The 19,909-nt window shown below is 65.2% G+C and carries 24 protein-coding genes; 21 read left to right on the top strand and 3 right to left on the bottom strand.

Going from position 1 to position 19,909, the window contains the following annotated elements; translation table 11 throughout:
• The first annotated feature begins 232 nt into the window (after window positions 1–232).
• The 9 genes from rpmH to VMF11_01055 are packed head-to-tail and all read left to right on the top strand — an operon-like array spanning window position 233 to window position 6,345.
• Window positions 233–367, top strand: a complete 135-nt coding sequence (gene rpmH, locus VMF11_01095) for a 50S ribosomal protein L34 (GenBank protein ID HTU68889.1) — start codon at window positions 233–235, stop codon at window positions 365–367.
• On the top strand, window positions 367–684 hold the full coding sequence (gene rnpA, locus VMF11_01090) for a ribonuclease P protein component (GenBank protein ID HTU68888.1): 318 nt from the start codon (window positions 367–369) through the stop codon (window positions 682–684). The genes rpmH and rnpA overlap by 1 nt, the downstream gene beginning before the upstream one ends.
• A 22-nt stretch (window positions 685–706) precedes the next feature.
• Complete coding sequence (gene yidD / locus VMF11_01085; protein ID HTU68887.1) at window positions 707–928, top strand: membrane protein insertion efficiency factor YidD; 222 nt, start codon at window positions 707–709, stop codon at window positions 926–928.
• Between the two features lie 3 nt (window positions 929–931).
• Window positions 932–1,765, top strand: a complete 834-nt coding sequence (locus VMF11_01080; GenBank protein ID HTU68886.1) for a YidC/Oxa1 family membrane protein insertase — start codon at window positions 932–934, stop codon at window positions 1,763–1,765.
• 3 nt (window positions 1,766–1,768) lie between these two features.
• Complete coding sequence (locus VMF11_01075) at window positions 1,769–2,455, top strand: R3H domain-containing nucleic acid-binding protein (protein HTU68885.1); 687 nt, start codon at window positions 1,769–1,771, stop codon at window positions 2,453–2,455.
• A gap of 9 nt (window positions 2,456–2,464) precedes the next feature.
• Window positions 2,465–2,908, top strand: coding sequence for a hypothetical protein (locus VMF11_01070; GenBank protein HTU68884.1), 444 nt, complete (start codon window positions 2,465–2,467; stop codon window positions 2,906–2,908).
• Complete coding sequence (locus VMF11_01065; protein HTU68883.1) at window positions 2,898–4,451, top strand: peptide ABC transporter substrate-binding protein; 1,554 nt, start codon at window positions 2,898–2,900, stop codon at window positions 4,449–4,451. Before VMF11_01070 ends, VMF11_01065 begins: the two co-directional genes overlap by 11 nt.
• Window positions 4,448–5,788 (top strand): tRNA uridine-5-carboxymethylaminomethyl(34) synthesis GTPase MnmE, encoded by a 1,341-nt coding sequence (gene mnmE / locus VMF11_01060; GenBank protein ID HTU68882.1) that lies wholly within the window; start codon window positions 4,448–4,450, stop codon window positions 5,786–5,788. The genes VMF11_01065 and mnmE overlap by 4 nt, the downstream gene beginning before the upstream one ends.
• Window positions 5,789–5,799: 11 nt before the next feature.
• Window positions 5,800–6,345 carry an HdeD family acid-resistance protein gene (locus tag VMF11_01055; protein ID HTU68881.1) on the top strand — a complete coding sequence of 182 codons (546 nt, stop codon included), beginning with the start codon at window positions 5,800–5,802 and terminating at the stop codon, window positions 6,343–6,345.
• On the opposite strand, the gene VMF11_01050 is transcribed toward VMF11_01055, so the two are convergent.
• Complete coding sequence (locus tag VMF11_01050) at window positions 6,342–6,680, bottom strand: carboxypeptidase regulatory-like domain-containing protein (GenBank protein ID HTU68880.1); 339 nt, start codon at window positions 6,678–6,680, stop codon at window positions 6,342–6,344. The genes VMF11_01055 and VMF11_01050 overlap by 4 nt on opposite strands.
• A gap of 20 nt (window positions 6,681–6,700) precedes the next feature.
• Here VMF11_01050 and mnmG point away from each other — a divergent pair, with 20 nt between their 5' ends.
• Together mnmG and rsmG are read left to right on the top strand one after the other, a co-directional pair.
• Complete coding sequence (gene mnmG / locus VMF11_01045; protein ID HTU68879.1) at window positions 6,701–8,560, top strand: tRNA uridine-5-carboxymethylaminomethyl(34) synthesis enzyme MnmG; 1,860 nt, start codon at window positions 6,701–6,703, stop codon at window positions 8,558–8,560.
• Window positions 8,535–9,206, top strand: a complete 672-nt coding sequence (gene rsmG, locus VMF11_01040) for a 16S rRNA (guanine(527)-N(7))-methyltransferase RsmG (protein ID HTU68878.1) — start codon at window positions 8,535–8,537, stop codon at window positions 9,204–9,206. The genes mnmG and rsmG overlap by 26 nt, the downstream gene beginning before the upstream one ends.
• Here the strand turns inward: rsmG and VMF11_01035 are convergent.
• Complete coding sequence (locus VMF11_01035; GenBank protein HTU68877.1) at window positions 9,203–9,934, bottom strand: gamma-glutamyl-gamma-aminobutyrate hydrolase family protein; 732 nt, start codon at window positions 9,932–9,934, stop codon at window positions 9,203–9,205. The two genes, rsmG and VMF11_01035, sit on opposite strands and share 4 nt — an antisense overlap.
• Window positions 9,935–10,042: 108 nt before the next feature.
• On the opposite strand from VMF11_01035, the gene VMF11_01030 reads away from it, so the two are divergent.
• The 10 genes from VMF11_01030 (at window position 10,043) to VMF11_00985 (ending at window position 18,270) form a co-directional block, all read left to right on the top strand.
• Complete coding sequence (locus VMF11_01030; protein HTU68876.1) at window positions 10,043–11,434, top strand: HD domain-containing protein; 1,392 nt, start codon at window positions 10,043–10,045, stop codon at window positions 11,432–11,434.
• Window positions 11,431–12,201, top strand: a complete 771-nt coding sequence (locus tag VMF11_01025) for an AAA family ATPase (protein ID HTU68875.1) — start codon at window positions 11,431–11,433, stop codon at window positions 12,199–12,201. The genes VMF11_01030 and VMF11_01025 overlap by 4 nt, the downstream gene beginning before the upstream one ends.
• The gene (locus VMF11_01020; protein ID HTU68874.1) at window positions 12,198–13,049 is read left to right on the top strand and encodes a ParB/RepB/Spo0J family partition protein; all 852 of its coding nucleotides are present in this window, start codon (window positions 12,198–12,200) and stop codon (window positions 13,047–13,049) included. The genes VMF11_01025 and VMF11_01020 overlap by 4 nt, the downstream gene beginning before the upstream one ends.
• A complete protein-coding gene (locus VMF11_01015; protein HTU68873.1) occupies window positions 13,046–13,225 on the top strand; it encodes a hypothetical protein in 180 nt (59 codons plus the stop codon). The genes VMF11_01020 and VMF11_01015 overlap by 4 nt, the downstream gene beginning before the upstream one ends.
• The gene (gene thiE, locus VMF11_01010; GenBank protein HTU68872.1) at window positions 13,198–13,860 is read left to right on the top strand and encodes a thiamine phosphate synthase; all 663 of its coding nucleotides are present in this window, start codon (window positions 13,198–13,200) and stop codon (window positions 13,858–13,860) included. The genes VMF11_01015 and thiE overlap by 28 nt, the downstream gene beginning before the upstream one ends.
• On the top strand, window positions 13,847–14,215 hold the full coding sequence (locus VMF11_01005) for a hypothetical protein (GenBank protein ID HTU68871.1): 369 nt from the start codon (window positions 13,847–13,849) through the stop codon (window positions 14,213–14,215). Before thiE ends, VMF11_01005 begins: the two co-directional genes overlap by 14 nt.
• Window positions 14,212–14,943: a bifunctional hydroxymethylpyrimidine kinase/phosphomethylpyrimidine kinase gene (locus tag VMF11_01000; protein HTU68870.1), complete on the top strand. Its 732-nt coding sequence runs from the start codon at window positions 14,212–14,214 to the stop codon at window positions 14,941–14,943. Before VMF11_01005 ends, VMF11_01000 begins: the two co-directional genes overlap by 4 nt.
• Entirely contained in the window at window positions 14,940–15,941 is a 1,002-nt protein-coding gene (trpS, locus tag VMF11_00995; protein ID HTU68869.1) for a tryptophan--tRNA ligase, read from the top strand. The genes VMF11_01000 and trpS overlap by 4 nt, the downstream gene beginning before the upstream one ends.
• 554 nt (window positions 15,942–16,495) lie before the next feature.
• Window positions 16,496–17,482 carry a glycosyltransferase family 2 protein gene (locus VMF11_00990; GenBank protein HTU68868.1) on the top strand — a complete coding sequence of 329 codons (987 nt, stop codon included), beginning with the start codon at window positions 16,496–16,498 and terminating at the stop codon, window positions 17,480–17,482.
• The gene (locus tag VMF11_00985) at window positions 17,479–18,270 is read left to right on the top strand and encodes a class I SAM-dependent methyltransferase (protein ID HTU68867.1); all 792 of its coding nucleotides are present in this window, start codon (window positions 17,479–17,481) and stop codon (window positions 18,268–18,270) included. Before VMF11_00990 ends, VMF11_00985 begins: the two co-directional genes overlap by 4 nt.
• Here VMF11_00985 and VMF11_00980 read toward each other — a convergent pair.
• Window positions 18,263–19,888 (bottom strand): hypothetical protein, encoded by a 1,626-nt coding sequence (locus VMF11_00980; GenBank protein ID HTU68866.1) that lies wholly within the window; start codon window positions 19,886–19,888, stop codon window positions 18,263–18,265. The genes VMF11_00985 and VMF11_00980 overlap by 8 nt on opposite strands.
• Window positions 19,889–19,909: the final 21 nt, after the last annotated feature.

Below are 19,909 nucleotides of genomic sequence, written 5' to 3'. Positions count from 1 at the left end.
CGGCTGCGCATCTCTTTGGCATACTCGCGGCAGGCCTTCGCTTCCATGGGCGGCGCTTCGCCAGCGCCCTCCCCCTCCGGTAAGGCCCATTTTGGCGCGACGATACCCTCCCTGGTAAGATCTAGCTTGGCGCGATTCGCGCTGTTGACGGCTGACCCGGGTCGCCCCTATACTTAGGGGCTGTGTGCCGCCGGCAGGGCGGCCGATTTTTTCCTAGGAGTACGAGTCGACCATGAAGCGGACGTTCCAGCCGCACAACCGGCGCCGCAAGCGCGTCCACGGGTTCCTCGAACGGATGCGTACGAAGAACGGCCGCGCGGTTCTCGCGCGTCGCCGCAAGAAGGGGCGTCACCGGCTCAGCGTCTGATGCGGCCCTATGCCAGCCTGCGGCGCACCGCGGAATTTTCCCGGCTGCGCCAACGCGGCCGGCGCTTCTCGCTTGGCGCACTCACCGTCTACCGGGCCGACCCCTACAAGGCTGACCGCACCGCCGTCGTCGGCATCACCGTCGGTAGGCCGGTCGGCAAGGCGGTCGTCCGCAACAAAGTTCGCCGCCGCGTGGCGGCGATTTTGCAGCAGCTCCTGCGCGGCCGGCGCCTCCGGATGCTGGTGGTCGCCCGGCCGACGGCTGCCGCCGCGCCCTTCGCCCAGCTTCGAAACGAACTCGAGCGGGCATTGGTATAGGATTGACGTGCGGACGCTGCTGATGTTCTCGATCCGGCTCTACCAACGGCTCGTTTCGCCGCTGATCGGCCCGCGCTGCCGGTTCTATCCGAGCTGCTCGCAGTATGCGGCCGAGGCGATCCAGAAACACGGAGCCCTACACGGCACCGCACTCGCGCTGATGCGCGTCCTGCGCTGCCATCCGTGGCACCCGGGCGGCGTCGACCAGGTTCCCGATCGCGTGCCGCGTTCCATCGAAAGGTAATTTTTGCACCTCCTACTGGCAGGCTGGCTGGATCCGATCGTCTTCGGGATGTCGTGGCTGGTCAACGAGATCAACATTCCGCTGCACAATTTGGGCCTGAGCCTGGTCACGCTTGCGCTGATCCTGCGCGTCTTCTTCTGGCCGCTCAATGCAAAGCAGTTCAGTTCGATGATGGCAATGCAGAAAGTAGCGCCTAAGATCAAGGCGCTGCAGACCAAGTACAAGGGCGACAACCAGAAAATACAGCAGGAAACGATGGCGCTCTACAAGAGCGAGGGCGTGAATCCGCTCGCCGGTTGTCTCCCGATGCTGGTGCAGTATCCGTTCCTCATCAGCGTGTTCTACATGGTCATCCAGCACAAGGAGCTGTACGCACACACGAGCTTCCTGTGGGTCGGTTCGGCGCTCGCGGCACACACGCCGAAGATCTTCGGCGTCGCGCTCTTCGCGCCGAGCCTCGCGCAGGCCGATGCGGTTCTGCTCGTGCTCTACGGCCTCTCGATGTACTTGAGCATCCGATTCGGCACGATGCCCGCAACCGATCCATCGCAGGCGCAGACGCAAAAGATGATGGCGTTCCTCTCGCCGGCGATGCTCTTCTTCATCGGCTTCAAGTATGCGTGGCCGTCGGCGCTGGTACTGTATTGGCTCTGCTCCAACCTCTTCCAAATGGGGCAGCAGCTTTACATGCTGCGCCGTTTCCACGAACCGCTCTCGTTTCTCGATAGCACCCACGTCATTACCGAAAATATTCCGCCCGCCGCGGCGGCTCCGGCCGCGCTGACGAGCGGCAACGGTGCCTCGAAGCGCAAGAACAAGAAAGGCGCGAAATCCTAAGTCATGCTGTACGAAGACGATTACGAATACGAAGAACAACCGGCCAACATTCGCGACCGGCAGATTCCCGGAAAAACCACCGGTGAACGCACCGGCGCGAGCGGCGGCGGCGGCGGACGCCGTGGCGGAAGCGGCGGCGGCGGCGGTGGACGCCGCGGCGGCGGCGGCGGATACGGCAACCGGCGCGGCGGGGGCGGATACCAACATACGCCGCGCGAGCGCTCGACGCACGAGCTGCCCGACGACGCCAAGCCCGCGCGCGATCTGCTCGCTTCGATCTTGAATCAGATGGGGATGGAGCACGTCGACATCGGCTACATTCCGCGCAAAGAGGGCGAGTATCTCGAAGTCACCGGGCCGGATCTGGCGATGCTGATCGGCCGCCACGGCAACACGCTCGAAGCGCTGAACCTGATCTTCAACAACATCATCAACGCCGGCGTGCGCAACAACCGGCGCTACTACACGATCGACGCCGAAGGCTACCGTGCGCGCCGCGCCGATCAGCTCACCGACCTCGCGATTGCCAGCGCCGAGCGCGTATTACGCGACGGCAAGCCGCACAAACTCGAACCGATGCTACCCTCGGAACGCAAGATCGTGCATTTGGCGATCGCCGACAATCCGGCCGTTCGCACCGAGTCGGAGGGCGAAGAGCCCGAACGCTGCGTGGTGATCTTCCCGACGTAGACGTATCTCATGTATGAACGCACGCAACACGCCCGCTGGATGTGGTTCATTCTTCTGGCGGCGCTGCCGCTGGTCGTGGCGTGGGGACTCAGCCCGAGCATCGCAACCCTAGCGCCCGCGATCGCGGTGGTGGTTCCGATCGTTGCAATCCTCGCGATCTTCGCGCGGCTCACGATTCACGTCGACGGCGAGGCGGTTTCGTGGTACATGGGATGGGGTTGGCCCGCCGGTGCGATTGCGCTGCGCGATATTGCCGGCGCGGAGCTCACGAGTACGAATTTTCTCGAGGGCTGGGGGATTCACTATACGATCTGGCACGGCTGGCTCTGGAACGTCGGCGGATTCCGGGCGGTCGAGATCACCAAGACCGACGGCCGCCGGGTAACGCTCGGAACGGACGATCCGCAAGGACTCTTGCAGGCTATCGAACGATTCCGCCAAGGTGCCGCGTAACGCTCGACTCGCGCTGCTGCTCCTGGTGTTGTGTGCGTGCACCCGCGCCGGCGCTGGATGGGGCACGCCCGGCGATGTGCGCATCGGCTATCTCGGCACGATCTACACGCTCGATCCGCTGATCGCGTTCGGGCAGCGCCTGATCGATCTCACCCAACTCTACGCCCAGCCGTTGGTCGGCATCAGCCCGCAGAACCGCGCGATTCCGATTCTGTGCACGGCGGTGCCGAGCGTGGCGAACGGCGGCATCTCGCGCGACGGCCTCACGATCACCTATCATCTGCGGCGCGGCGTGCGCTTCGCCGACGGCGTGCCGTTCACGTCGCGCGACGTCGCATTCACTTACCGCGCGATCCTCGACCCACGCAATCCGGTCACCGAGGCCGAGCCCTACCGGCGCATCGCCTCGCTGACGACACCCGATCCCTACACCGTGCGCATTCGGTTGAAGCATCCGTGGTCGGGTGCGGTGCACGAACTCTTTGCCGCAACCGATTACGTTTACGGCATCTTGCCGGCGCACGCATTTCACGACGACACCGATCTCGTGCACGCGACCGCGTGGAACGAAAAGCCGTTCGGAACCGGACCCTTTCGCGTGACGCAGTGGAACCACGGCGACTCGGTCGTTTTCGGCCGCAATCCCTACGCCTGGCAGCCGCCCAAGCTGCAGCGCGTGATCGTGAAGATGGTCGCCGACGAGAACTCGGCCTACGTCGATCTGCTCGCGCATGCGATCGACTTCACCGACATCACCTATGACCAGGTGGCGCGCGCCCGGGCCGCGCCCGGGATTGCGGTCGTTGCGGTTGCGCGCAACGAAGTCGACGACGTCGAATTCCAAACCGAACATCTGCGCGATCTCGCCGTGCGCCGCGCGCTATCGTACGCGATCGACCGGGCGGGCATTGCGCGGACGGTTTATCATGGCTACAGTCCCCTCGCCACGACCGAGATCGCGCCGCTCTTTCCGGAACACGATGCCGCCATTGCCGCGCCGCCGTTCGATCCGGCGCGTGCGCGTGCATTGCTGCGCGGCCGGCACGTCAGCGCGCGCATCACCTTCAACCTCTCGGAGAACGTCTATAAGACGGTGGCGACGGTGATCCAAGCCGACCTGCGCGCGGTCGGCGTCGATGCAACACTCGACGGCGCAACGCCCAGCCTACTCTACGCGCCGCCCGCGAACGGCGGCATTCTCTACGACGGGAAATTCGATCTGGAGATCGGTGGCTGGTACGGCGGGCTCGATCCGGAAGCGTCGGAGCCTTGGGTCTGCGCCAACCGCGCGCCGAACGGTCCGAACGTCGCGCGCTGGTGCGATGCGCGCTACGACGCCGCGTTTGCTGCCCAACAGCGCACGCTCGATCCGGCGGTACGCACGAAGCAGTTCGCGCTGATGCAAGCGCGCATCGCGAATCAGGTGCCGCTGATTTTCCTGGTCTATCGCACCGAATTCGAAGCGATCAATCCGGCGCTGCACGGCTTCGCACCGAACATGCTCTACAACTTCGGTCAGACGCAGGACTGGTCGCTGCCGTGAACGAGACCGTTGCGGCGCTGGCAACGCCGCCCGGGCGAGGCGCGATCGCGATCGTGCGCGTAAGCGGTCCGCAGGTGCGTGCAATTGCCGCGCGCATCGTGCCGGCGGCTGCGCTACAGCCACACTACGCCTGCTACACCGCGATCGTCGACGAAGGCGGCGAGCTCATCGATCGCGGCGTCGCGATCTTTGCCGCCGCACCGCACAGCTATACCGGCGAGGATACGCTCGAGCTGCAGATTCACGGCTCGCCGGTGATCGCGCGCGAGGTGCTGCGCGCGCTCTTCGCTTTCGGAGCGCGTCTGGCCAACCCGGGCGAGTTCACACAGCGCGCGTTCATGCACGGCAAAATGGATCTGCCCGCGGCCGCGGCGGTCGCCGACGTGATCGAAGCGGAGACGCGCTCGGCCGCACGCGCGGCGCTCGCCAATCTCGGCGGCGGGCTTGCGAACGAAATCAACGCGCTGCGCGCGCAGTTCGCCGCGATCGTTGAGGATTGCAGCGGCGCGATCGATTTTCCCGAGGAGGTTCCGGATCCGGATCGCACGCGCATGCTGAACGTGCTCGATACGACGATCGCGCAACTGCAGCGCTTGCAGCGCGAGGGCGACGTGGGACGGCTGGTACGCGAGGGCGTGAGCGTCGCGATCGTCGGGCCGGCGAACGCGGGCAAGTCCTCGCTCCTCAACGCGTTGCTGGGTGAAGAGCGTGCGATCGTCTCGGAGATTGCCGGCACCACGCGCGATACGATCGAGGAGTCGATCGCGATCGACGGCGTGCGCGTGCGGCTGGTCGATACCGCCGGCATTCGTGAACACGCCGACCGGTTGGAAGCAGCGGGCATCGAGCGTTCCCGGCGTGCGCTCGCCGGGGCGCGCATCGCGCTCCTCGTGCTCGATGGGTCCGCTCCGCTTTCGGACGAAGCGCGCGCGCTGCTGGCGCAGACCGCCGCGCGCGAACGCGTCATCTTCTTCAACAAGGCCGACCTGGGTGAGGCAGGCGCGCGCGAAGCGGCGGTGCCGGACGCGATTTCGGGCAGCGTGTACGAAGCGGGAACGATCCGCTTGCTGCGCGCGGCGCTGGCGCGGGTGGGGTGGAACAGCGAAGTTCCCGATCTCGAGCACCCACATCTGGCCTCGGCCCGGGAGTTCGACGCGGTGAACGCGGCGCTGCGCGCGCTCGAGGCCGCCGGCGAAACGCTGCGCGGCGGGCAACCGATCGATTTGATCGTGGGCGACTTGCAGGAGGCCTATGCTGCGCTCGGGCACGTCACCGGAGACGTCGCAGCCGACGACGTGTTGACCGGCGTCTTTGCTCGCTTCTGCATCGGAAAATAGGAGTATCGCACATGCTTCACGCTCTGGCGCGCAACTGGTGGGCACTGCTGATCCGGGGCATCATCGCGGTCATCTTCGGGCTATTGGCGTTCTTTTGGCCCGGGGCCACGGGCTTCGCGCTGGTGATACTCTTCGGTGCCTGGGCCTTCGTTGACGGCATCTTCGCCTTGATCTCCGCGATTCGCGCGGCGGAGGCGCACCAACGCTGGATCGCATTCGCGATCGAGGGCGTCATCGGCCTGATCATCGCGGCGATCGTGTTCTTCCATCCGCTGATCGCGGCGATCGCGCTCTATATCACGATCGCGGTCTGGGCGGTGCTGACCGGCATCCTCGAGATCGTGGCCGCGTTCCAACTGCGCAAGATGATCCCGGGCGAATGGCTGTTGATTCTCAGCGGCATCGTCTCGGTCGCCTTCGGGGTGCTGCTCGTCATCTATCCGCTGATCGGCGTGCTGACGGTGATCTATCTGATCGGCGCGTACGCGATTCTCTTCGGCGTGCTGATGATCGGCTTCTCGTTCCGCTTACGCTCGCACGTGCACGGACCGGCTTAGCCGCCGCCGGGGCCGCCGCCGGGACCCGCGCAGTGGTAGTCGAGCGTGGTGCTGCAGGCTTTGATCGTTTGCGTCGTGCTGCGCGTGATCTTGTAGTCGAACTGCTGCGGCGGCACGTCTTTCGATTGCACGGTGATGGTGTAGTGTCCGGGCTTGAGATTGTTCAGGGTGAACTTGCCGCGCGAATTGGTTGAAGCGCGGGCGGTGCTGGGTCCGGTGGCGTTCACCTGGACGGCCGTGAGCGGCTGATTTGTCGTCTGATCGAGCAGCGTGCCCCAAAAGGTGACCAAGGCAAGCGCGAAGCCGGCGATGCCGCGGATGTAAGCGTTAGACATATCTGCTAGACTACCAGATTGTGAATAGGCGTGGTGATGACGCCGGTGTCATCGTCGTCGGGGGAGGTCACGCGGGCGTCGAAGCGGCCCTGGCTTCCGCGCGCCTGGGCGTGCCGACGCTGCTGGTGACCGGCGATCCGGAGAAAATCTGCACGCTTCCGTGCAATCCGTCGATCGGCGGCAGCGCCAAAGGCCAGCTGGTGCGCGAGATCGACGCGCTCGGCGGTGCGATGGCGAAGATGGCCGATCGCTGCAGTCTGCATGCGCGCTTCCTGAACGAGAGCAAGGGCCCGGCAGTGCGCGCGCTGCGCCAGCAGATGGACAAGCCCGCCTACGCGCGCCTCGCGCTCGCGGTGTTGCGCGCCCAGCCGAGCCTGACGATCGTGCAGGGGCTGGTCGAAGATCTGATCGTGGAAGCGGAAGCGGTGCGCGGCGTCGCGTGCGCGGACGGCGCGCGTTACGTTGCGCGCAGCGTCGTACTCGCGACCGGAACGTTTCTCGGCGGTAAAACTTTTCGCGGCAGCGTGGTGCAGGCCGAAGGGCGGTTCGGTGAAGCGCCCGCGATCGGACTTGCGCACGCGCTGCGCCGGCTCGGCTTTCCCACCAAACGATTGAAGACCGGGACGCCGCCGCGCATCGACAAGCAGAGCGTCGATTACGACGCGATGTTGATGCAGTCGCCGAGTACGCAGCCGCTGTTGTTTTCGTACACGAGCGCAAAGGAATTCGCGGGTCCGCAAGTGCCGTGTTATATCACCGAAACCAACGCGCGCACGCACACGCTGGTGCGCGACAACTTGCTCTATTCGCCGCTCTACGGATTGGATTTGATCGAAGGGATCGGCCCGCGCTACTGTCCGTCGATCGAAGACAAAGTGGTGAAATTCGCGCACAATCCTTCGCATCAGCTCTTCATCGAACCCGAAGGGTGGAACGAGCCGACGCTCTACGTCGGCGGATTTTCCACGTCGCTGCCGGCCGAGATTCAACTCGAGATGCTGCACACGCTGCCTGGATTGGAAGAGTGCGTGATGCTGCGCGCCGGCTATGCGGTGGAATACGACATGGTGCCGCCGACGCAGTTGCATGACACGCTCGAAACGCGCCGCATCGACGGCTTGTATCACTGCGGACAAATCAACGGAACCTCGGGATATGAGGAAGCGGCGGCGCAAGGATTGATTGCCGGCGTCAACGCGGCGCGTGCCGCGCTCGGGCGCGAACCGCTACGCCTCGCGCGCAGCGAAGCGTACATCGGCGTGTTGATCGACGATCTGGTGACCAAAGGCGTCGACGAACCCTATCGCATGTTCACCTCGCGCGCCGAGCATCGGGTGCTGCTGCGTCACGACAATGCGGACACGCGGCTTACGCCGGTTGGCCGGCGCGTCGGGCTCGTTGACGATGCGGACTGGGATGCGTTCGAGCAGCGGCAAGCGGCGTTGCGCGAAGCGATCGTGCGTGCCGAACGCACGCGCGTGCGGGCGGAACGGATTCGGGATCAACGGTTCGAGGCGGGGGCGACGCTGGCCGACGCGCTGCGTCGCCCGACGCTCGCGTACGAGGACGTCGCCGAGCGGTTCGAGCCGCCGCTGACGCCGGAAATCGGCGAACGCCTGGCGATCGAGCTCAAGGTCGCCGGCTACGTGCGCCGCCAGGAACTCGCTATCGAGCGCGCCGCCAAAACCGAGCGCGTCGTGATTCCGGTGAATTTTGACTATGCCGAAATTTCGGCACTCTCACGAGAAGCACGCGAGAAATTGAGCGCGCAGCGTCCACGCACGCTCGGCGCGGCGAGCCGGATTCCCGGCGTGACGCCGGCCGATGTCGCGATCGTTGGGCTCTACGTCGAGCGTGAGCGACCTTCGCGCGCTTCTTGAGGCGGGCGGCGCTCCGAGCGAGCATCTCGATCGCCTCACGCGGTACGGCGAAGCGGTTCTTGAGGCAAATCGCCGCTTCAACCTGACCGGGGCGAAGACGGCGGCGGAATTCGCACCGCACATCCTCGATAGCCTCAGCATCGCGGGGCTGGTTCGCGAGTCACTGGTCGACGTCGGTTCGGGCGGCGGCCTGCCCGGTATTCCGCTGGCGATCGTGATCGGCGTGCCGGTCACGCTGATCGAAACGACGGTGAAAAAAGCGCGCTTTCTCGAGGCGACGCTGCGTGAACTGGGTCTGCAGGGCGCGGTCGTGGCCGAGCGGGCCGAGGTGGCCGGGCACGACCAGCGCTTGCGCGAGCGCTTTGCGACCGGCACGGCTCGCGCGGTGGCGAGCCCGCCGACGGTGGCCGAGCTGGTCCTGCCGCTGCTGGCAATCGGCGGAGCGGCCGTGCTGCAGCGCGGCTCGATCGACGAACGCGAGCGGCACGCGCTCAGCGATGCGGCGCTGATGCTCGGCGGTCAAGTTGAGAGCGAGATGTCGCTCGAGGGCGAGCGGCGCGTGATCATGGTGCGCAAGGTCTCGGCCACGCCTTCGCGCTTTCCGCGCCGGATCGGCGTGCCCGAGAAGCGCCCGCTCTGCCTTTAAACGTGCGTGAGCGCGACGGCTTGCAGAAATCCCCGAAAGAGCGCGCCGGAAAACGGTTCGTCCAAACCCATCCGCTCGGGATGCCACTGTACCGCGGCGAGCCACGGTTTTCGCATCGGCTGGCTCCATTCGATCGCTTCGATCGTGCCGTCGGCGTGGCGGGCAGCAATTTGGAGGCCGCGTCCCACCGCCGCGACGGCTTGATGGTGGGTGGACGTCACTTCGCCGGCGCTTTCACCCACCAGAATCGAGAGCGCCGAGTAGGGTTCGCAGGTAATGAGGTGGCGCTGCTCGTCGTCGAGCTGGTGATTCGCGAGGGCCGGGATGTCGGGGACGAGGGTGCCGCCGGCGTAAACGTTGAGTAACTGCATCCCGCGGCAGATAGCGAGCATCGGGAGGCGGCGGGCAAAGGCGGCATCGAGGATGTCCCACTCGACCTCATCGCGCCCAGGGTAGATGGTGCAGACGTTCTCGCTGTCGATGAAACCGTAGCGGTGCGGTTCGACGTCGGCGCCGCCGGTGAGGATCAGGCCGTCCATCGTCTCGATCGCCGCGCGATCGGTATCGCGGTCGGCGCCGGCGAGCCAGAACGGCTGAACGTCGATGTTCGCCTGCTCGGATGCGGCAAGCAGCGCGCCTGCATAAAGGCGATACTTCGGGTCCCCTTGATCGTAGCTGAGCCCGATCTTCATTCCGCCGATGACGTTCGGCGCACGCTCCCTTGTCACCCCGAGCCCTTCGCCTCAGTAACATCCGCGCGAAACGCGTTCCACGTGAAACTGGCCGGTGTTCCACGTGAAACTGGCGGCTTTCGAACGCTGGTACCATAGGAGGCGATGTATCAGCCCCATCCGCTCGACGCGCGGCTCGCGCAAGCCCTGGCACCGGGAGCGCTCTACGCGGTCGGCGGGCGCGTGCGCGACGAGATCCGCGCGGACCTCGAAGGCGTCGAGCTGCCCGCCAAGGACCTCGACTACGTCGTCACCGGCCTCGCCCTCCAGGAGCTGACCGCGCGCCTCGAAACCCTCGGCCGGGTCGACCTGGTCGGCGCCGCCTTTGCGGTCGCCAAGCTGACCACCGGCGGGCTCACGGTCGACGTCGCCTTGCCCCGACGCGAGCGTTCGACCGGGCATGGCCATCGCGAGTTCGAGATCCAGAGCGGGCCCGACATTCCCCTCGAGGACGACCTCGCCCGGCGCGACTTCCGCATGAACATGATCGCCCGCGCCCTCCCTTCCGCCGAGCTGGTCGACCCCTACGGCGGCCAAGCCGATATCGCCGCCCGCCGGATCGACATCCTCACGCCGGCCGCCTTCGAAGAAGACCCGCTGCGGATGCTGCGCGCCGCCCAGTTCGCCGCGCGGTTCGGCTACGAGCCCACGCCGGCCACGATCGCGGCGATGCGAGCGGCCGCGCCGCTGGTGCGCACGGTCGCGCCCGAACGCATCCACGACGAGCTGCAAAAGCTCTTCGCGCTGGCTCCCCGGCCCTCGGTAGGGCTGGAACTCCTGGCGGAAACCGGCGTGCTGGCCCAGTTTTGGCCGGAACTCCTCGAGGGCGTGGGCGTAGAACAGAACGAGTGGCATGCTTATGATGTCTGGCAACACAACCTGGCGACGATGGACGCGACGCCGCCGGGCGACGCCGTGCTTCGCCTAGCTGCTTTGCTCCACGATATCGGCAAGCCCCGGACGAAGGAGGGGCCGCATTTCTACCGCCACGAGCAGCTCGGCGCCGAAATGGCGGCGGCGATGCTGCGCCGGTTGCGGTTTGCGAACGAGACGATCGAGACGGTCGAGCAGCTCGTGCGCCAGCACATGTACGTCCAGGATCCCGACTTGAGCGACGCCGCGATCCGCCGCTTCATCCGGCGCATCGGACCGGATCGGCTGGCGCGGCTGTTTGCCGTGCGCCGTGCCGACATCGTCGGATCGGGTCTGCCCAAACGCGACGATTCGAACGAGCGTTTCGAAGCGCGCGTCTGGCAAGAAGTGCAGCGCAAGCCTGCATTTTCGATAGCCGACCTTGCGATCGACGGCGACGACGTGATCGCAGCGATGGTTGCACGCGGATTTGCAGCGCCCGGATTTCATGGCGATGCGCGTGTCGGCGCAGCGCTGCGGTGGTTGTTCGAGCAGGTCACGGACCACCCCGGGCGTAACGAGCGCCAAACCCTCCTCGCACTCCTGGACGGCCACTTAGCCGTTCTTGACAGAGCCATCGGTTGAGTCGGATTATCGCCCTCGTAAATCAAAAAGGCGGCGTCGGCAAGAGCACGACAGCCGTCAATCTCGGTGCCGCGCTGGCTGTTGAAGGCCGGCGCGTTCTCGTCGTGGATTGCGATCCGCAAGGCAACACGACGACCGGATTCGGCATCGAAAAACACGGCATGCAGCGCGACATCTACAATGTGCTGCTGCAAGAAGCCAACGTCGACGAAGTCGCGGTGCGCACCGAGATCGACACGCTCACGCTCGTTCCGGCAACGATCAATTTGGCCGGCGCGGAAATCGAGCTGGTCTCGGCGCTGTCGCGCGAAACCCGCCTGCGCCAAGCGCTGCTCCCGATCGCGACGCGGTACGATTTCGTCTTGATCGACTGTCCGCCGTCGCTCGGATTGCTCACGATCAACGCGCTCACCGCGGCCGAAGAGATCATCATTCCGGTGCAGGCCGAATACTACGCACTCGAAGGCCTCTCGCAGCTCACCGCGGTCGTGCGCCGCGTGCGCGAAGCGCTCAATCCGACGCTGCACGTGAGCGGCGTGCTGGTAACGATGTTCGACGGGCGCACGCGTCTCGCGCTCGAAGTGCTCGACGAGCTCGAAAAATTCTTCCCCGAGCAGATGTTCAAGACGCAGATTCCGCGCAACATCCGCCTGTCGGAAGCGCCCTCGTTCGGCAAACCGGTGATTCTGTTCGACGTGAAGAGCCGCGGTGCGCAAGCCTATATCGCTCTGGCGAAAGAATTGCTCGGAGCGCACGCAGCCGTATGAGTCAGCCCAAACGCGGCTTGGGCAAGGGTCTGGGTGCGCTGCTCGGCGACGCGCCGATGCCGACGTCGGCAATCGCACAGGATACGCTGCGCGAGATTCCGGTTGCGCGCATCACGCCCAATCCGTTTCAGCCGCGCAAGCATTTCGACGCCGCGGCGATGGACGATCTGCGCAGCTCGATCGGCGAGTACGGCGTGCTGGTGCCGATCATCGTGCGCCGGCGCGGCGAGAATTTCGAACTGGTCGCAGGCGAGCGGCGCTGGCGCGCGTGCGCGGCGCTGGGACGACCCACGATTCCGGCGATCGTCCGTGACTCCGACGATCGCGACACGCTCGAAGTCGCAATCATCGAAAATCTGCAGCGCGAAAATCTCAATCCGATCGAAGAAGCGGCCGGCTTTTCGAGCCTGATGGACGAGTACGGCTTCACCCAGGAAGATCTGGCGCAGCGCCTGGGCAAGAGCCGCCCGGCGATCGCGAACGCGCTGCGTTTGCTCGCGTTACCGGATGCGATCAAAGCCATGCTCGCCGACGGACGTCTCACCGCCGGACACGGCCGCGCGCTGCTCGCCGCGCCGGCCGGGGACCGGCTCAAGCTCGCCCAGCGCGCAATCAAAGACGGGCTCTCGGTGCGCGCGCTCGAGCGGATCGCCGGCGCGGTAAAAGCGCTTCCGCCCGATCGCCTGCGCGAACTCTCGCCCGACGAAGCCGACTTCGAAGCCCGCTTGCGCGAACGGTACGGCACGCACGTCGCGCTGGTGCGCGGAGGCAAGGGCGGCAAGATCGAGTTCCGCTTTTCCAGCGAGGCCGAATTGCTGCGCCTCTCCGATCTGTTGCTCGACCGATGATTCCCTTTACTCGCTTCATGACCGTCGCGATGTTCGCAGCGATCTGCTTCGTCTTGATCGTTCCGCTCGCGATTCAGCGTCACCAAATGTTCATCGCGATCGGTGTTCCGGTGCTCTTTGCCATCTATCTCGTCGCGAATTTCGTGCTGTGGCGACGGATGAAGCGCCGATCGTAGCGCCGACCCGCACCGAACGCGCGGCGCGCCTGCACGGCATCTACGCGATCGTCAACGCGGACGAACGCGCGCTCACGCTGGCGCAGGCGGCGCTCGACGCGGGCGTGCGCGTGGTGCAATATCGCGCGAAATCCGGTATCGACGCGACGCAATTGCAGACGTTGCGCGCGCGCACGCGCGCGCTCGGTGCGCTCTTGATCGTCAACGACGACTGGCGCGCGGCGCTGGCGTTCGATTGCGACGGCGTGCATCTGGGGCCGGACGATGAAGGGTTTGCCGCGGTCGCGCCGGTGCGCGCGGTGCTGGGCGAACGGTTGATCGGGCTTTCCTGCGGGAGCGTTGCCGAAGCGGAGCGCGCCGGCGAAGAAGACGCGGATTATCTCGGCGTGGGGTCGGTCTACGCGACCGGTTCCAAAGCCGACGCAGGCGAACCGATCGGCATCGAGGGTTTGCGGCGCGTGGCGGCGGTGAGCCGCTATCCGGTGGCCGCGATCGGCGGCATCGGCGCCGCGCAGCTCGGCGAAGTGTGCCGCAGCGGCGTGGCGATGGCGGCGGTCATCTCCGCGCTTGCGAGTGCGAGCGATGCGCGTCGCGCGGCGCGCGCGCTGGTGGAAGCGTGGAATGCCGGCGCGTGATTTCGAAGGCACGTTTCGCGTGCTGCGGGCGCTGCTCGAACCGTACGCGCCGCGCCTGCACGCGGCGCAGGACACGGCGAGCTTTTACATGCTCGACGGCGAGTACGTGCCCGCGTTCAAGCGCGCGATGCCGTTCGGGGGCGTGCAGATCCGCCGCGCCTACGTCAGCTTTCATCTCTTGCCGGTCTACTCGCATCCGGAATTGCTCGGGCGGATCAGCGATGCGCTGCGCCGGCATCTGCACGGGAAGTCGTGCTTCAACTTCGTGCGGCCGGAGCGCGAGCTGCTGGTCGAACTCTCCGCGCTGGTTGATGCGGGGTTTGATCTCTACGCGCGATTGGGGTGGGTGAAGTGACCACGGTGCTCTCGATCGGGACGACGCACCCGTGGAACATCGCCGGCGTGGGGCTCGATCTGCGCATCGGCGCGGAGCTGGGCGTGCGGGTCCTCACCGTCGTGTGCGCGGTCAGCGCGCAGGACGCGCATGGCTTGCACGCGCTGCATCCGGTGCCGCGCGCGGTGATCGAAGCCGAGCTCGCCTCGATTCCGTGGGATCGCGTCGACGCGGTGCGAATCGGCGCGGCCGGATCGGCCGAAGCGGTCTACGCCCTGGCCGAGGCGGTGCGCGTTCCGGGCATTCCGGTCGTGGTCGATCCGGTCTTCGCGGCGACCCGCGGCGGCGAATTCGCCGACGAGGCCGCGATCCGCGCGATCCACGATAGGCTGCTGCCGATGCCGACCGCGATCCTGACGCCGAATCTCGCCGAAGCCGGCGTGCTGCTCGGCGGTTTGCGCATCGAACGCGCCAACCTCGAGGATGCTGCCGCGCAGTTGCAGGCGCGCGGCGCGCGGGGCGTGCTGCTCAAGGGCGGGCACCTCGCGGGCGCACCGGTCGACGTGCTCGCAAGCGCCGCGGGCGTCGAAGTTTTCGAGGGCGAACGCATCGCCGGCGAGATGCGGGGAACGGGCTGCACGCTCGCGATGGCGCTGGCCTGCGCGCTCGCGGGGGGCGAGACGCTCGTCGACGCGGTGATCTTCGCGCGAGGTTTCGTGCGTGAGAAAATCGCACAAGCCAACCCATGACCAGCGCTACCCTTGCCAAACCGCGGGTGATGTCGGGAATGCGTCCGACCGGCGGCCTTCATCTCGGCCACCTGGTCGGCGTGCTCACGCAGTGGGCGACCTACTGCGAGACCGCCGAGGCGTTCTTCGAAATCGCCGATCTGCACGCGTATACGACCGGGTTCGAGGATCCGCAAGCGATTCGCGACGCGCGCATCGAGATGGTCGCGGTGTGGCTGGCCGCCGGCGTCGACGCCCACAAAGCGACGATCTACCTGCAGTCGGCGGTGCCGGAGATCATGGAACTCTACACACTGCTCTCGATGATCACGCCGGTTTCGTGGCTCGAGCGCGTGCCGACCTACAAGGGGCAAATCGAAGCGCTGGGGTCGCAGATCGCAACCGTCGGCTTTCTGGGCTATCCGCTCTTGCAGCTGTGCGACGTTGCCGTGGTGCGCGGCGAACGCGTGCCGGTCGGGCGCGACCAGGTCGCGCACCTGGAGTTCGGGCGCGAAGTCGTGCGGCGATTCAATTATCTCTACGGCGAGGGCGCGCAGGTGCTGGTGGAACCGCATCCCACCCTGACGGAATTCGCCGAAATCCCCGGCACCGACGGGCGCAAGATGTCGAAGTCGTACGACAACGCAATTCTGATTGCCGACGACGACGCGGCCACGACGGCGAAAGTGCGCGGCATGATCACCGACCCGCAGAAGATCCGGCGCGGAGACCCCGGGCGCCCCGAAGTGTGTCCGGTCTTCGCCTTGTGGAAATTCGTCAATCCGCTCAAAGTGGACGGCATCGCGGCCGAATGCCGCAGCGGCGCGCTGGGGTGCGTGGCCGACAAGAGCGACTTCGCCGACCAGCTCAACGAGTATCTGCGCCCGGTGCGCGAACGCCTCGCCCTTTACCGCGCCGATCCCGCCCAGGTCGAGCGCATCATCGACCAGGGAACCGCGCACGTGCGCGAGATCGCCGCGTCGGTGATGGCCGACGTGCGTCGCGCAATGCGGTTGTAAACGCAAGGCCCGGTCGCTTACTCACGCCGGGCCTTATCTTGTGGGTCCATATGTACCGCTCTTATGGTACCGCCGCCGATGGCGGGCTAAACGTCTCGACACGTTCGTCGAGATTTCGCACGATGATGTGAGCCATGATAGCACCATGATAGCATGATCGACGCCGGTAGGCGAGTCGCCCTTCTTGTCGGGCGACCGGAAGATCGCGCCGTTGGTGCGCGCGGTGCGAATCATTAGCGGACTCTGAGGAAAAGCTGCTAAGTATGCGGATGACGTGAACGTGCGATCAATTGGATACGAGTGCTGGTGGTGACGGCGTTCGCGCTTTACGCGATCGCGTTTTTCGGCGTGGCGCGTTGTCCTGATTCCCGGCGCGGTGCTCGCGCTGTGGGGAAACGATCCGCGGTACGCGCTCGTGCGGGAATCAGCGCTCACCTCGGTGGCGAGAGGCGCCGACGCTCGCCCTGCCGTAGAGGTTCTTTACCGCAATGATAACCGAGGGCCGGGAGCAGGCGTCATTCGCATCGGAGCCTATCGAGGGCGCCGGTTTACGCGTGTCTTGCGTCATCCCGGCGTATCGTGCCGCGCGGACCGTCGTCGAAGTCGTGCAGCAAGCGCTGCTCTACGCCGATGAGGTGATCGTCGTCGACGATGCGTGTCCCGAAGGTTCGGGTGCGGCGGTCGCCGCCGCGTACGGCGATGACGCGCGCGTGCACGTTGTCCTTCGCTCGCGCAATGGCGGGGTGGGCGCGGCAACCAAAAGTGGGATCGATGCCGCGCTGCAGCGCGGCGCGGACGTCATCGTAAAACTTGATGCTGACGGACAGATGGACGCGGCGTTCATTGGAGACATCCGTGAGCTCTTTCTCGAAAATCCGTCTCTGGCGTACGTCAAGGGAAACCGCTTTTTCGATTCAGGCGCGCTGCGGAAAATGCCGAAGGTGCGCTTCCTTGGAAACGCGATCCTGTCGCTCATGGCGAAGTGGGCTTCGGGCTATTGGAACATCATCGATCCGACAAACGGATACGTGGCGTTCAAAGCGCCGGTTTTGCAAGTGCTGGATTGGCGCTCGTTCGGCAACTCGTACTTCTTCGAACTTTCCGTTCTGTGCGAGCTCGGACTGAAGCGCCTTCCGATCGCCGAACTCGAGATGCCGACGATTTACACGTCGGCTCCAAGCTCGCTGTCGCTGACGCGCGTAATATTCGAGTTCCCGCCGCGGCTCGTGCGCGCACTCGCAAAGCGCATACTGCTCCAATATTTCATCTTCGACGTAAACCTCGGAACGATTTATTTCGTCGTTGGTACGCTGCTGGCGCTTTTCGGCCTGATATTCGGCGGCTTTGAGTGGGTTCAAAGCATCATAACGAACGTGCCGCGAGCAACCGGGACGGTCATGTTAGCGGTATTACCGTTCTTGATGGGGTTCCAGCTACTTCTCAATGCGCTGATGTATGACGTGCAATTCTCGCCCCGAACCCAACACGAACTCAAAGTTCATCGAGTGACCTGGCCCGAATCGCGGTCAAGGAAACAGTGAAGCAGCGCGAGTTTCTCTTTAGCGACCCCAGTCTCGCTCGCGCTGCCATCGGTTCCACGGAGTGGTTTGAGCAACAACGTGTGCTAATTGCGTCGCGTCCTCTCGTAAAGCGAACATACGAATCATGGTACCGAATGATGTTGGGTGATGCGGCGACTGTTCCCATCGGCAGCGACGGCGCAATCCTGGAGATTGGAAGCGGCTCGGGATACGTGAAGACTGTCGACGCCTCGGTCATCACTTCAGATATCGTGGAAGGCCATTCCGACATGGTGGTCGATGCGCATTCACTGCCCTTTGGCGATGCCTCCCTGCGCGCAATTTTACTGACACACGTGTTTCACCACATCCCGGATGTTTCGCAGTTCCTCGAGGAAGCTGACCGTGTGCTTGTTCCAGGCGGCGTCATTAGCATGATCGACGTAGCACGCAGCACGCTCGCAAAAATACTCTTCGGCAAGTTTCATCCCGAGGCGTACGATGAAAGCGCCCGGCAGTGGAAGCTGGACACTAGTCAACCGCAGGGAGGCGCAAATCAGGCACTCTCCTGGATTGTGTTTACACGGGATCGCGCGGTCTTCGAGCAGCGGTTTCCAACGCTGCGGATAGAGAGTATCGAGCCGCTCCCTTGGTTAGCGTACCTCGTGTCGGGCGGCGTAACGCGACGTAACTTTGTTCCGAATCGAATCGCGCCGCTGATAGCTGCGGTCGACGGAGCCACACAAGGCTGGGCGCGACTGTGCGCTCTGCACTGGCACATCCGAATTCGAAAGATCGCGGCTACGTGATCGATCCGGCGCGTAACGCCGCCACGGCTTCAGACGCCACGCGTCGTGCGTTGGCCATGAGCGTCAATGTGAGGCCTTTGGCGGGCAACGCGTTCCACGTCGAAGAGTCCGCGAGGAAGACACGCTCGCAACCGCGCAGCCTTCCGCTTCCCTCGGACTGCAGCGGTGCCCGGTCGTTGCGGCTCGGAATCGTCCCGGCATAGTGGATGCTCGAGCCGGCGGGGGTCGGAAATTGACCGAGCTTGACGCAGCCGAGATCGCGGAGGCAGCCCTCGAATCCCGCCAGGTCGTGCGCGATCGCTGAGCGTTCGTCGGCAGAAACCTCATACTGTGCGTCGAGGATGTCGGTGCCGGGCCTCAGCGATATCCACTTATCCGCTGAGGGCCGTTCCGGATGATGCACGCCGACGATCGTCAGTGACGTTAGCAAGAGCCGCGTCGCCAGAAGTCCGAGTGGGACCGGCAGCGGCATGTCTTTGACCAACCGGTAATTGAGCAGCGACCGGTACGAGTAGAACGCTCCGACGACGCGATCGCCACCGCGGTGCGGCGGCGTGTAGACCGCCATCAGTTGAGCAAGGCTGTGACGCCGATCGCGAGCGGGACGACCGAACATTCGGCGGTTGACGCAAGCAACGAACGACATCGTGTTGCACAAGAGCGGGAGCTTGACGCCGCTTAGATTACGGGAGCGCAACACGATACGCGCGGTATTCAATGCGCCGGCGGCGAGCAGCAGAGTGCGGCCGGTGATCGAGCCGCGGTCGCCATTGCGGTCGACGAACACGACCCGCACGCCGTGCTCGTTTTCCTCGAACCTCTGGACGAGAACGCCCCCGATGTAGCGGAAGCGATCGCTCGAACGAAGTTCCTCTACGGTGTACCGCGGGCGGTAAACCGATCGGCGGGCATCGCCGTAAAAATCCATGTCGTTGTACGGATTCGCGAAACGTTCGAGACCCCCGCGCATGATTGGACGCGTGAGAAGTGCGAGCGGCGCGCGTCCCAGGGCGAAGCCGCGATCGCGCAGCGTGTCGCGGCGCACGCGATAGGCGTCGAGCAACGAGCACGCGTTGCTGTCGACATCGGACGGCGGCTGTACGAGCGCGCTGGCGACCACGGATTCGGCGGTATCGTCCTCACGCGCCGCGCTAACCCCGATGTCCTCGACGACGTCGTCGTAATAGCGGCTGATCGTCTCGGGCGCAAGGCCGACGGCTTCGAGTTCGAAGCGCTCGAAGGTGGGCGCACCGGCGCCCCAGCCCGCGCCGAGTCCGCCAAGCGCGAGGCTCTGCACCGGCGAGAACGTTGCGGAGGCTACGGGAAGAAGTCTCGCCGAGTCGGCGCTCACGAATGCGCGCGGAGCCGTGAAATGGGCGCCGAGCCGGTCGTTCCGCTCAAGTTCTTCGCTGAAACCCGTGCCGAGAAAATACGCGCGCTGGCCGCGATCGCGCCGGCGCAGCTCAGCGAACGTACCTTCGGGAATCGCGTTACGTGCTTCGGGCGCATCGTTTCCGTAATCGAGCATCACGACCCGAATACCGGCGTCATGAGCTTGCTTTGCGGCGTGCGCGCCCGATGGACCAGAGCCGATGACGATGACGTCAGCGTCCGCCACGATCTCTCGATTGGCGTGCGT

The organism is Candidatus Baltobacteraceae bacterium (assembly GCA_035502855.1).
In the GTDB taxonomy this organism is placed as follows: domain Bacteria; phylum Vulcanimicrobiota; class Vulcanimicrobiia; order Vulcanimicrobiales; family Vulcanimicrobiaceae; genus Aquilonibacter.
This window is presented reverse-complemented; position numbering and strand designations above follow the sequence as displayed.